Annotated in this window: 12 protein-coding genes; 9 read left to right on the top strand and 3 right to left on the bottom strand. The window is 65.4% G+C overall.

Annotated elements, in window-relative coordinates; translation table 11 throughout:
* Positions 1-209 precede the first annotated feature (209 nt).
* The gene (locus ACW17X_RS12925) at positions 210-875 is read right to left on the bottom strand and encodes a CHASE3 domain-containing protein (protein WP_492097962.1); all 666 of its coding nucleotides are present in this window, start codon (positions 873-875) and stop codon (positions 210-212) included.
* 370 nt (positions 876-1,245) lie between these two features.
* On the opposite strand from ACW17X_RS12925, the gene ACW17X_RS12920 reads away from it, so the two are divergent.
* The 4 genes from ACW17X_RS12920 to ACW17X_RS12905 are packed head-to-tail and all read left to right on the top strand — an operon-like array spanning position 1,246 to position 6,134.
* Positions 1,246-2,688: a sensor histidine kinase gene (locus ACW17X_RS12920; RefSeq protein ID WP_492097960.1), complete on the top strand. Its 1,443-nt coding sequence runs from the start codon at positions 1,246-1,248 to the stop codon at positions 2,686-2,688.
* Positions 2,685-3,296, top strand: coding sequence for a response regulator FixJ (fixJ, locus tag ACW17X_RS12915; RefSeq protein WP_492097958.1), 612 nt, complete (start codon positions 2,685-2,687; stop codon positions 3,294-3,296). The genes ACW17X_RS12920 and fixJ overlap by 4 nt, the downstream gene beginning before the upstream one ends.
* 58 nt (positions 3,297-3,354) lie before the next feature.
* Positions 3,355-5,859, top strand: a complete 2,505-nt coding sequence (locus ACW17X_RS12910; protein WP_492097956.1) for a helicase-related protein — start codon at positions 3,355-3,357, stop codon at positions 5,857-5,859.
* Positions 5,856-6,134, top strand: coding sequence for an RNA-binding S4 domain-containing protein (locus tag ACW17X_RS12905; RefSeq protein ID WP_492097954.1), 279 nt, complete (start codon positions 5,856-5,858; stop codon positions 6,132-6,134). The genes ACW17X_RS12910 and ACW17X_RS12905 overlap by 4 nt, the downstream gene beginning before the upstream one ends.
* On the opposite strand, the gene ACW17X_RS12900 is transcribed toward ACW17X_RS12905, so the two are convergent.
* Positions 6,121-6,747 carry a YceI family protein gene (locus ACW17X_RS12900; RefSeq protein WP_492097953.1) on the bottom strand — a complete coding sequence of 209 codons (627 nt, stop codon included), beginning with the start codon at positions 6,745-6,747 and terminating at the stop codon, positions 6,121-6,123. The two genes, ACW17X_RS12905 and ACW17X_RS12900, sit on opposite strands and share 14 nt — an antisense overlap.
* A gap of 182 nt (positions 6,748-6,929) precedes the next feature.
* On the opposite strand from ACW17X_RS12900, the gene fdxA reads away from it, so the two are divergent.
* The 3 genes from fdxA to ACW17X_RS12885 all read left to right on the top strand — a co-directional run bounded on the left by fdxA (position 6,930) and on the right by ACW17X_RS12885 (position 8,628).
* Entirely contained in the window at positions 6,930-7,271 is a 342-nt protein-coding gene (gene fdxA, locus ACW17X_RS12895) for a ferredoxin FdxA (RefSeq protein ID WP_017505910.1), read from the top strand.
* 325 nt (positions 7,272-7,596) lie between these two features.
* On the top strand, positions 7,597-8,127 hold the full coding sequence (locus ACW17X_RS12890; protein ID WP_008260268.1) for a CarD family transcriptional regulator: 531 nt from the start codon (positions 7,597-7,599) through the stop codon (positions 8,125-8,127).
* A 117-nt stretch (positions 8,128-8,244) separates the two neighbouring features.
* Positions 8,245-8,628: a hypothetical protein gene (locus tag ACW17X_RS12885; protein WP_492097951.1), complete on the top strand. Its 384-nt coding sequence runs from the start codon at positions 8,245-8,247 to the stop codon at positions 8,626-8,628.
* A 3-nt stretch (positions 8,629-8,631) separates the two neighbouring features.
* Here ACW17X_RS12885 and ACW17X_RS12880 read toward each other — a convergent pair whose 3' ends face one another.
* Positions 8,632-9,159, bottom strand: coding sequence for a DUF3617 domain-containing protein (locus tag ACW17X_RS12880; protein ID WP_492097949.1), 528 nt, complete (start codon positions 9,157-9,159; stop codon positions 8,632-8,634).
* Between the two features lie 219 nt (positions 9,160-9,378).
* On the opposite strand from ACW17X_RS12880, the gene rpmB reads away from it, so the two are divergent.
* Both rpmB and ACW17X_RS12870 read left to right on the top strand, forming a co-directional pair.
* Positions 9,379-9,675 carry a 50S ribosomal protein L28 gene (gene rpmB / locus ACW17X_RS12875; protein ID WP_292123861.1) on the top strand — a complete coding sequence of 99 codons (297 nt, stop codon included), beginning with the start codon at positions 9,379-9,381 and terminating at the stop codon, positions 9,673-9,675.
* A gap of 111 nt (positions 9,676-9,786) precedes the next feature.
* Positions 9,787-11,508, top strand: coding sequence for a M1 family metallopeptidase (locus tag ACW17X_RS12870; protein WP_492097947.1), 1,722 nt, complete (start codon positions 9,787-9,789; stop codon positions 11,506-11,508).
* The last annotated feature ends 13 nt before the right edge of the window (positions 11,509-11,521 follow it).

The raw sequence follows: 11,521 nt of genomic DNA, 5'->3' as shown, positions 1-11,521 counted from the left end.
GTGCGAGCCAGGCAAACACTAGACGCCAACAACAACCGGCATCTGCCCAACAACAATGGAAGGATGATTAATACGAATTCTGAACCGGAGCTTAGGTAGGAATGCGTAGAGCAGCCGCGGGCGCTGGAACATGAGGTAGTTCAGTGGGATGCGACCGTTTCGCTCGGCGGTGAAACGGCGACAGGACTGCCGACATCGGTAACCTAGGCCTAGGGGTGCGCCTCGCTGGCCCTTAGCTTTTGCATGAGACCGACCATGCCGAACGTCGATGTCGCCAGGGTGCGGCTCATCGCGAGCCCCATCAGCAAGGCCGTGAGGATCGCGCTTGCGAGACCACCGGTCACGGTGATGACGGCGTTGCGCGACGCCGCAACCTGCGCATGCCGCGAGGCCTCCAGCGCCACTGCGTTCACCTCCTTGAGAGTATTGATCGCGTATTCGACCGGCTCGACGTGCCGGTCAGACACCCCGACGTGCCCCACCAATTGTTCGGCCTCGATCGTTCGGCCCTGAGCGACCAAGGCCTGACCCGCCAAAGCGACGTCCCGGTGCCAGCTGTCAGCCGCCTGCAAGGCTTGGTCGATCGTGGCTTGATGCTCTTGCGGCGTCTCGGCGCGCACTTCTTCAAGGGATTTCTTGAACTCGGCGCGGTGGGTCTCCAGCCGGGCGATGTAATAGGTCTCCGCCGAAAGCAGGTAGCCGCGATAGGAGTTTTCCTGCCGGGCCAGGCGGAATTCCGCCTCCGCAAGCGCGCTGTTCAACCGTTCCTCGCGCGCCAGCGCCTCGCCGGCGCCCTTCAGGGCCAACAGGTTCGTGACCATCAGGGCGCCCATGACCACCAGCGCGCCGAGCGTCAGCGCCCAGGTCAGCGTCAACTGGCGGCCTGCCGTAAGATTTCCGATCAACTTCACGCCAATCCTCCCTTGGTGCCCGAACACAAGAATGAAGCCCAGAAAGCAGGCTGGCTCCCGAGCATGTGCTCGCCCCGCCTTCAAAAACCAGCATTCCGCGAAATGACAATGTGGGCCTGCCCCCTACGAATCCTGAACCGACGGTTAAGTATGAACGCGTACGAAGGGTTGGGTCAGTCACCGCCTCAGGCTGTGCCCCTTGAGGGGATCATTCGCCGCAGTGGCGCCCCTGAGGACAATATTGCTTTCCAGGGGAGCCTATGCCGTTATAGAAAATACGTCAGAAAAGCGGCGACGGTGCAGTTGAGATGGTTTCGCAGCAGCGAGATCCCACATGATGCGGGGGCGAACAGACGCCTTTACTGACTTTTTAAGGGGTCGAAGCTGGCAACCTGCCGTCACACCCTCGAGGAACGGCGTTTTTCTTGCTTGCGCCTGCGTATCGATAGCATCAGTCATTAAGGTCGGGCTGCAGGATATCGAACACGTCCATTATACGCCGCTGCTGGGAGCGGTGATGGCGACCGCCCTGCTCGGCAACCGCCCCGCCACCTTCCTCGCCATTGTGCTTTCGGTCGCCGCCGATCTCATCGTGACGACGCGCTTTAGTCTAGCGGAAGCGGTCGCCAACACCTTACTGTTCGTCTTGATCGCCTCGGTCATGGCCGAAGTCTGTCACCGGCTGGCGAGCAGAACGGCGCTTCTGCACAGCATATTGACGTCGGTTCCCGTGGTGACGCTGGACGGCGAGGGCCGCATTCTTCGCATCACCGCCCCTGCGGCCGATCTTCTCGGCGTGGCCCCGGCTAATGCGCTGAACCGCGACTTCAGCATCTTCGCGCCGGATTTCGGCGAACGGACGCTGAACGCCTTGTTGCAAGGCGACGCGCTTACGGCTCCTGCAGCGGGCTACTGGATGGCGCGTCGGCCGGATGGCGAAATCGTTCCCCTGATCATCCACGCCAGCCTCTTGGCCCACAGCGTCGATCCCGAGCGTGTCGTCCTGTCCCTCGCGGATCAGAGACAGGCCCTGGCGGTCAATGACAGGATGCGGGAGCTGATGGGGCAACTCAGCAGAAGTTGGCGGCTGAATTCGATGGGCGAAATGGCGGCCACCCTCGCGCACGAGTTGAACCAGCCGCTCACCGCCGCCACCGTCTATCTTCATGCGGGGCAGACGGATATCGCCCGCGCCGGTCCGATCGGCGACAGCGCCAGCCGCGCCTTGGATCTGGCGAAGACCCAGCTGCTGCGCGCCGGGGACATCATTCGCCGCATGCGCGAACTGATCGCCACCGGCGGCCCGCAACTTTCGGAGGAGCGGGTGTCGTCAATGATCGAGGACCTGCGTCCCTTGTTCGATCTGATCCGGCAGGACACCGGTGTGGCCATCCGCATAGATGTGCACGAAGCCCGCGATCGGGTTTTGGCGGACCGAATCCAATTTCAGCAGGCGATCGCCAACCTGGTCCGCAACGCTGTGGACGCCGTTTGTGGACACAGCGAAGGGATCGTTTCGGTGACGGGACGCAGCCTGGCGAGCCAAGGTTATGAAATTCGGATCGAAGACAACGGCCCCGGCATCGCCGAAGACCAGATGGACCGCATCTTCCAGCCAATGATGACGACAAAGGCCGGCGGCATGGGCCTGGGCCTGTCGGTCACCCGCTCGATCGTCGAAAGCCATGACGCCGTCCTGACCGTGGGCCGAAGCCCGCTGGGCGGCGCAGCCTTCTCCTTTAGTCTATCCCCCGTCTCGGAGCTCGAAGCCGCATGACCGACCATTCCGTCTTCGTCGTGGATGATGATCAAGCCATGCGAGACTCGCTGCTGCTGCTTCTAAGAGGAGAGGGCATCCGCGCCCGAGGATTCGCCAGCGCCGCCCTGTTCCTCGAGTCGCTGCCGGACGAGAAGGCCGCCTGCGTCATCACAGACCTGCGGATGCCTCAGATTGAGGGGACCGAGCTGATTCAGCGTCTTCGGGTTCTAAGAGGCGAAACCTGGCCCATCATCGTCATTACCGGCCATGCCGACGTCCCCCTGGCGGTGCAGTTGATGAAGGCCGGGGTGATTGATTTCATCGAAAAGCCTTTCGATCCGAACCGTATCCTTGAGGCGGTGCGAGGCTGTCTGTCGGTGCTGGAACGCCACGGCGTTGAAAGCGAGGTGCGGGAACAGACCGCCGCTCGCCTGGCCACCTTGACACCGCGCGAACGCCAGGTGTTCGACGCCCTGATCGACGGCAAGTCGAACAAGGAGATTGCGTTGATTCTCGACATCAGCCCCCGCACGGTCGAAATCTTCAGGGCCAAGGTCATGCAGAAGATGCAGGCCGCAAGCCTGTCCATGCTGGTGCGCCTGGGTCTCAGCGTCGCAGAGGCCTGAAACTCCATATCAAACGCCCCTTGAGCCGCGAGGAAATCGTCGCCACCTTGCAGGAGTCATGAGCGACCGGTCCGCAGGCCTCGCCCCATCTCGCGTCACTGCGGTTTTGGGGCCCACCAACACCGGCAAGACCCATCTGGCGGTCGAGCGGATGCTGGGTCACGCCTCGGGCATGATCGGGCTGCCGCTGCGGCTATTGGCCCGCGAGATTTACGAGCGGATCGTGAGACAGCGGGGCGCCGCCGCCGTCGCGCTGATCACCGGCGAGGAAAAGATTGTCCCGCCGCGCCCGCACTATTTCGTCTGCACCGTCGAGGCCATGCCGCTGGAGCGGTCGGTCGAGTTCCTGGCGGTCGATGAGATTCAGCTGGTCGCCGATCCCGAGCGCGGCCATGTCTTCACGCAGCGGCTGCTGCACGCGCGCGGCCGGTTCGAGACCATGTTCCTGGGCGCCGGTACGCTTGAGCCGCTGATCCGCCGCCTGGTCCCGGACGTCGAGATCGTGACGCGGGATCGGCTGTCCACCCTGTCCTACGCCGGGTCCAAGAAACTGACCCGCCTGCCCCGCCGCAGCGCCATCGTGGCTTTCAGCACCGAGCGGGTCTACGCCATCGCCGAACTGATCCGGCGTCAAAGGGGTGGCGCGGCCGTGGTCATGGGCTCGCTCAGCCCCCGGACCCGCAACGCCCAGGTCGCCCTGTACCAGTCGGGCGAGGTCGATTTCCTGGTCGCCACCGACGCCATCGGCATGGGGTTGAACATGGATGTGGACCATGTCGCCTTTGCGGGCCTGAGAAAGTTTGATGGTCGCCGGACGCGCTGGCTGCACGCCCACGAGATCGGCCAGATCGCCGGTCGCGCCGGCCGCCACCTGCGCGATGGCACCTTCGGCGTCACCGCCGAGGCCGAGGACCTGGACGACGATCTGGTGGAACAGGTGGTCGAGCACCGGTTTGATCCGGTCGAAGCCGCCGAATGGCGCAACGCCAGACTGGACTTCGACACCCTGCCCGACCTGCTGCGCTCCCTGACCGTCACGCCGCAGCGCAGCGGCCTCAGCCTGACCGCCGAGGCCCTGGACGAGACCCTGCTGCGCCGCTTGATCAAGGACGAGGAGGTGGCCCGTATCGGCCGGTCGCGCGGGGCCGTTATGCGGCTGTGGGAGGCCTGCCAGTTGCCGGACTTCCAGAAGACGACGCTGGATGAACACGCCCGACTGGCCAAGGACGTCTTCCATGCCCTGACCAGCAAGCGGGGCCGGCTGACCGACGACTGGATGGCGCCGCGCTTCGCCTTCGTGGATCGCGACGACGGCCAGATCGACCAGTTGTCGGCGCGACTGTCGGCTGTCCGTACCCTGTCCTACATCGCCAACCGCCCCGACTGGGTTCACGACGCCCAGGGCTGGCGTGACAAGACCCGCGCCCTGGAAGACCGCCTCTCCGACGTTCTGCACGAGCGGCTTACCGCGCGGTTCGTTGATCGTCGGACCACCGCCCTGATGCGGGCCCTGAACGTCCGCGAGGACACGTTCGCAGGCGTGGCCGAAGACGGCGAGGTGACCGTCGAGGGCCAGGTGGTCGGTCAGCTCGAGGGCGTTCGCTTCCAGATGGAGAAGGGCGCCTCAGCCCTGGAGGACCGCACCCTGCGCCAGGCGGCGGTTCGCGCCGTGACGCCCGAGATCAACCGCCGCCTGGGCCGGCTCGCTGCGGAGACGGACGACGGTTTCGCCGTCACGCCGGATGGAGCCGTCCTGTGGCGCGGCGTCCTGACCGCCCAGATCCAGGCCACGCCCGCAGGGGCCGATCCCTTCGCGCCCGCCGTCCGGTTGCTGGGCGAACTGGGCCCGACGCCCGCCCGAGAGCGCGCCAAACGCCGCATAGAGGCCTGGCTGGCGTTCGAGGCGGGCCGCGCCCTGCGTGATCTTCGCCGTCTGCGCCAGGCGGTGGAGTCAGGGGCCCTGAAGGGCCTGCCGCGCGGCATCGCCTTCCGCCTGATCGAGGCTGGCGGCTTGATCGATCGGCGTGATGTCGAGCGCGACCTAGCCGCCCTCAGCCAGGTCGAGCGGCGCACGCTGAAGAGCTTCGCCATCCGCGTCGGCGCCCATTCCGTCTGGCTGCCGGGCCTGCAAAAGCCCCGCGCCCGTCATTTCGCCCAGGCCTTCCTGGACGCCCCCCTGATCCCGGCGACACCCGACCTGATCCCAGCGCCGCCCGAACCACCGTCGCCCCGCCTGCTCTCGGCCCACGGTCTGCGCGTGGCCGGCCGTTGGCTGGCGCCGGTCGAGACCCTGGAAAAGATGGCTGATCTGCGCACCGCCAATACTGCGGACCGTGGCCGCCTGTCCGACGCCGCCCTGATCGACCTGGGCTGGACCGCTGATCAGGCGAAACAGGTTATCGCCGCCCTGAAGACGGAGCGCGCCCGCCAGCCCGACAAGCCCGGCGTCGCGCCGAAGCCACCCAAGGACTCGCCCTTCGCAGCCCTGGCCGCCCTGACAGCGCCTGCACCGACGTCGACGCGAGCCAAACGGCCTCGGCGTCGTCGAAAGGCTCAAGCTTGAGCGACAACGCCTGCCGTATCGACGTCTGGCTCTGGCGCGCCCGGTTTGTGAAGACGCGGAGCCTGGCCGCCAATCTGGTCGAGAGGGGCGCGGTGCGCCTGACCCATCAGGGACGTGAGGCGCGGCTGGACAAGCCCAGCCGCTGCGTTCATCCGGGCGACCTGCTGACCTTCGCCCAGAACGGGCGGGTCACCGCGCTGCGCGTCGAGGCGCTTGGCGAGCGGCGCGGACCTGCTGAGGAGGCCCGCGCCCTTTACGCCCTTATTTCTGAATGACGAACTCGCCTTCGATGTGCAGCTTCACCTCGTCCGAAACGGCCGGCAGGGCGTAGTTGATGCCGAAGTCCGAACGCTTGATGGTCGCCTCGCCGTCGAAGCCGGCCTTGTAAGCGCCCATGACCGTGCCGGCGCCATTGAACTCGACCTCGATGGTCACGGGCTTGGTGACGCCGCGCAGGGTCAGGTCGCCGACCACGGTCGCCTCGTTGGCGTCCTCCGCATCGACCGTCACCGAGCGCGAGACGAAGGTTGCGGTCGGATGGTTGGCGGTGTCGAAGAAGTCAGCGGTCTGAAGATGGGCTTTCAGCCGGTCATCGTTCGGCGCGACGTCGGTCAGCGGGATGGTGGCGGTCAGGGTCGAGGCGGACGGATTGGCCGGGTTCAGCTTCAACTCGGCTTTCACGTTCACGAACTGACCCGTGTAGGTCGAGAGGCCGAAATGGTTGACCGACCAGGTGATCTTGCCGTGGCTGGACTCCAGATCATAGTTCCCGGCGGTGACCTCGGCCGGGTTCTTGGTCAAGGCGGCCTGGGCCACCACGGCGCCGCCGGCGGCGAGGCTGACGGCAAGGGCGCCGGCGAGGGCGTATTTCATGAAGGGGGTGCGCATGGTGATGTTCCGGTTGAGGACTGAGATATGCAATCACTACAGTTGCGATTTAGCCTGACTGTTGTCAAGGCGCGCCAGGCCGCCTGCGAACGTCTCCCAGCTTAAGCCCCGCTGTTGACAGTTGGTTGCACGGCCGCCATGTCGCAGCCTCTCACCCACAGCCTGACCCTTTTCGCCGCCCAATGACCTACATCGTCACCGACGCCTGCGTGAAATGTAAGTTCATGGACTGCGTGGAAGTATGTCCAGTGGACTGCTTCTACGAAGGCGAAAACTTCCTGGTTATCGCCCCGGACGAGTGCATCGACTGCGGCGTCTGCGAGCCCGAATGCCCCGTCGACGCCATCGTCCCCGACACCGAGGACGAGCCGGACGGCAAGTGGCTTCAGGTCAACGCCGAATACGCCAAGGTCTGGCCCAACATCACCGTCAAGGGCACGCCCCCCGCCGACCGTGAACAATATGAACGCGAGACGGGCAAGTACGAGAAATACTTCAGCCCCAAGCCCGGCAAGGGTTCCTGAGCCGGCGACGGTTTTCGGCGTCGATCCCGGCCGGACGACCAAGGTCAAACTGTCGCAAATCCTCGGCAGGCCTGTGGACGTTTTGAAAATCCGTCATTTTGTGATAGGGTCTGTTTCATTGGATCGGGCGGTCCGCGAAAACTTCGCGCCGCCCGTGTTTGCGACAGAATCCCGCCCATAGACGGGATCGGCCAGAGGTTTGGTGATCCGTTTCCGCATTTGACGCCCAGCATGACCTCCCCGACGGCTCCCACCGACGGTTGAGGTCCTGTTTGCGTCGATCGCGCCTTCGCTTCGCCCGGCCCTGAACCGGGAAAGGACGAATATGACGAGCAAGACTGGTCTGGAGTTCAAGGTTGGCGACGCGGTCGTCTATCCGGCGCACGGCGTCGGCAAGGTCGCGGCGGTCGAGACTCAGGAAGTCGCGGGCATGTCGCTGGAAGTCTATGTCGTGACCTTCGACCACGAAAAGATGACCCTGCGCGTTCCGACCAAGAAGGCCGCGACGGCCGGCCTGCGTTCGCTGGCCGCCGACGACGTCGTGACCAAGGCCCTGACCACCCTGAAGGGCCGCGCCCGCATCAAGCGCACCATGTGGTCGCGTCGCGCGCAGGAATATGAAGCCAAGATCAACTCGGGTGACCTGATCTCCATCGCCGAAGTGGTTCGCGACCTGCACCGCGCCGACACCCAGCCGGAACAGTCCTATTCGGAGCGCCAGCTCTATGAATCGGCCCTGGACCGGATGGCGCGCGAAGTCGCCGCCGCCAACAAGATCGACAAGGACGCGGCTGTCGAGCTGCTGGCCAAGTCGCTCAGCGCCAAGAAGCCGATCCCGACCGCTGAAGCGGCCTGATCCCGGCTCCAGACGAACGAAAAGGCCCCGGAGCGATCCGGGGCCTTTTTGGTTTGACCGACATCAAGGCGGATTAGCCGCGCCCAGGGTCTGATGTGTTCCGACAAGGAGCCGATCATGACCGACGCCGCCGCCCCGCTGGGCTTCCACCACATCCGTCTGGAACTGGCGCGCGAACCGCAGCACCCAGAGGGGGACCACGACGCCGGCTATGACATCCTGGCGCCGCTGAAAGCCGACCGCCGCCTGGACGCCGCCGCCTGGCGCGAAGCCCCCGAGAAATGCCGCGTCCGTCGATTCTCGCACGGCGCGACCCTGGCCTTCGGACGACTGCGTCACGCAGCGCCCGACCGCTGGTTCCTGGATTTCGAACCCGGCGAGGCGGACGACGCCCACGGCTTCCGCCTCGCCGACGAAATTCTCGAGACCGGCGAATACGTCAGCCTGTCCACGGGCGACCAGACCCATACCTATGTGGTCGCCCGCGCCGAACCGGTCTGAGGCTCAGAAATATTCGGCGTTGGCCGGGCATTGGGCGCTGATGCGACGCGCGGTGATGGTGGCGGGAATATAGGGCGTGCCGCGCAGCAGCTGGGCGCCGCCACGGAAGCTGAAGCTGGTGTCCTCATAGGTTCCAGAAAGTCGCACATTGACCCGACGGCCCTTCTTGTCCTGGCACGTCCCCTCGAACCGCGCCCGCCCGTCCCCAACCACACGGGTGGGATAGGTGCAGCGCCAGCGATTGGTCGACAGACCGCCGAAGAAGCGATTGATCTCGCTAGGGCGAACGCACTTCTGCTCCGTGTCGCGCTGGCCGACCGCGCTGGTCGTGTATTCCCAATAGCCGGGCAGCACCTCGGCCTGGGCCGGCGCCGTCTGGGCGGGCGCGATCGCGGGCGCGGCCAGCATGACGCCGCCCGCCATCACCGGCGCCAGCACGGCCCACAGCTTGAGGGACCGGGCGCGTTTGGACAGAGAAGCGATCGGGGAGGAGCGAGACATGGCGGCCTTCTGTTCAGCTTGGATCTTCATGATATGACTCATAGCGCGCGTCATTTGAATGACGCCTGAACGACACCCGGTTCCGACGCCATTGCGGCGATCACCGAAACAGGGCCAAGACTCGGCTTGACGCCCGACCGCCTCTTCCCTTATACGGCCCCCTCTCGCGCGGGCTGTTCCCCGCGCGCACTTGTTTCATGCGTCTTCTCCCACGCTTCGGGCCGGACGCCGCACCTTAAGGATCTGACGATGTCGCGTCGTTGCGAACTCACCGGTATCGGCCCGATGGTCGGCCATAGCGTGAGCCACTCGAACATCAAGACCAAGCGCCGCTTCCTGCCGTCGCTGAAGACGGTCAAGGTCACCTCGGACTCCCTGGGTCAGACCTTCTCGCTGCGTATCTCGAACGCCGCGCTGCGCACCCTCGACTACAAGGGCGGTTTGGACGCCTTCATCGTCAAGGCCCGCGACGAGCAGCTGTCGATCGCCGCCCAGCGCATCAAGCGTCAGGTCCGCGCCAAGCTGGCCGAGCAAGCCGCCGCCTGATCGGCGACAGCTGAAACTGTTCTGGAAGGGGCCGGCGGCGACGCCGGCCTTTTTCTTTGCGCGCCTTCCGGGGCAGGGCTAATCCCGAACCGTAACCGGAGGGGATTCCGCATGACCGTCGCCCGCACACTGGTCTTCATGACCGCCGCCCTGACGCTGTCGGCCTGTGCGACGCTGAGCGACGCTCCGCCGCCGGCGCGCGATTCCACCCCCTACACCCTGGCCACGGACCAGCCTCTGACCGCAGAGCAGCAGGCGATGCGGTTCGACACCGCCAATCTGTCGATCCGGGTCATCCCGAAGGACAAGGCGATCGACGCCGTCGCCGTGCTGGGCTTCACCGCCAAGGCCCCCCTCGCTCGGCTGGTGGTGGATCTGGATACGCTCCTGCCGATCTCCTCGGTCCAGATCGACGGCGTCGCAATGGCCGCCGACCGCTGGTCCAACCCCGAAGGGCGGCTGACGGTCGATCTGCCTCAGACCCTAGCGGCAGGCCAGTCCGTCGCTCTGCGCGTGGCCTATGCCGGCCAGCCCCGCGTCGCGCCCCGCGCCCCCTGGGACGGCGGCTTCGTCTGGTCCACCGCGCCTTCGGGAGAGCCCTGGATCGCCACCGCCGTCCAGGGCGAGGGCTGCGACATCTTCTGGCCCTGTATCGACAGCCCCCATGGCGAGCCCGGCCGGGTCGATCTGCACATCACCGTCCCGTCCGACCTGTCGGCGCCGTCCAACGGTCGGTTTCTGGGCAAGGTCGATCACGGCGACGGCTGGACCACCTGGAACTGGTCGGCGAAACGCCCCAACACCTACGCCATCGCCCTGAACATCGGCCCCTACGAGGAGGTCAGCGGCCAGTATCAAAGCCGGTTCGGCAACACGATCCCGATGAACTACTGGCATCTGAAGTCGGATGCGCCTGAGAAGGTCCAGGCCCTGTTCGACGAATTCCCCAAGATGCTGGACTTCTTCGAGGCCACGGTCGGCCCCTTCCCCTTCGGCGACGAGAAGATGGGCGTGGTCGAGACCCCGCACCTGGGCATGGAGCACCAGACCATCAACGCCTACGGCAACGGCTACAAGATCGACGGCCGGGGCTATGACTGGCTGCTGCAGCACGAGTTCGCCCACGAATGGTTCGGCAACCAGCTGACCAACCAGAACGCCGACGACATGTGGCTGCACGAGGGGCTGGGCAGCTATATGCAACCCCTCTACGCCCGCTGGCTGCTGGGCGACCGCTATATGCAACGCGAGCTGGCGAACCAGCGCGAGGGGTTGGCCAACAAATTCCCCGTGGTCTCAGGCACGCCCAAGACCGAGGACGAGGTCTACAAGGGCGACGTCGGCCCCGGCGGCGACATCTATTCCAAGGGCTCGTTGATCAGCCATTCGCTGCGGATGCTGATCGGGGACGACGCCTTCCATCAGGCCCTGACCCGTCTGGTCTATGGGACGGATGATCCCCGGCCCGGCGGCTTCCAGCCCCTGTACCGTTCGACGCCGGACTTCCTGCAGATCGTCAATGAGGTGACGGGCCAGGACTACGGCTGGTTCTTCCGCGGCTATCTCTACAACGCCGCCCTGCCGGTGCTGACCCAGACGCAAGACGGCGACGTGCTGCGACTGGAATGGGCAAGCGGGAACGGCGAAACCTTCCCCATGCCGTTGGACGTCGAGATCGACGGCCGCGTCCAGACGATCGCCATGACCGACGGTCGCGGGCAGGTCGCGGTCCCGGCCGGCGCCCACATCCTGATCGACCCGCAGAACAAGGTGTTGCGCCAGATGGACGTGATCGACGCGCTGCAGGCCTATAAGGCAGAGCAAAAACGCTGATCTCTCTCCCATG

It is taken from the genome of Brevundimonas sp. FV1ye4L, assembly GCF_058681255.1.
This window is presented reverse-complemented; position numbering and strand designations above follow the sequence as displayed.

What these genes read in the sequence shown, in the direction of transcription:
- ACW17X_RS12920 (WP_492097960.1), top strand. Translation starts at nt 1,246, where the DNA reads ATGATGCGGGGGCGAACAGACGCCTTTACTGACTTTTTAAGGGGTCGA.
- ACW17X_RS12900 (WP_492097953.1), bottom strand. Translation starts at nt 6,747, where the DNA reads ATGCGCACCCCCTTCATGAAATACGCCCTCGCCGGCGCCCTTGCCGTC.
- ACW17X_RS12885 (WP_492097951.1), top strand. Translation starts at nt 8,245, where the DNA reads ATGACCGACGCCGCCGCCCCGCTGGGCTTCCACCACATCCGTCTGGAA.
- ACW17X_RS12890 (WP_008260268.1), top strand. Translation starts at nt 7,597, where the DNA reads ATGACGAGCAAGACTGGTCTGGAGTTCAAGGTTGGCGACGCGGTCGTC.
- ACW17X_RS12870 (WP_492097947.1), top strand. Translation starts at nt 9,787, where the DNA reads ATGACCGTCGCCCGCACACTGGTCTTCATGACCGCCGCCCTGACGCTG.
- fixJ (WP_492097958.1), top strand. Translation starts at nt 2,685, where the DNA reads ATGACCGACCATTCCGTCTTCGTCGTGGATGATGATCAAGCCATGCGA.
- rpmB (WP_292123861.1), top strand. Translation starts at nt 9,379, where the DNA reads ATGTCGCGTCGTTGCGAACTCACCGGTATCGGCCCGATGGTCGGCCAT.
- ACW17X_RS12910 (WP_492097956.1), top strand. Translation starts at nt 3,355, where the DNA reads ATGAGCGACCGGTCCGCAGGCCTCGCCCCATCTCGCGTCACTGCGGTT.
- ACW17X_RS12880 (WP_492097949.1), bottom strand. Translation starts at nt 9,159, where the DNA reads ATGAAGATCCAAGCTGAACAGAAGGCCGCCATGTCTCGCTCCTCCCCG.
- fdxA (WP_017505910.1), top strand. Translation starts at nt 6,930, where the DNA reads ATGACCTACATCGTCACCGACGCCTGCGTGAAATGTAAGTTCATGGAC.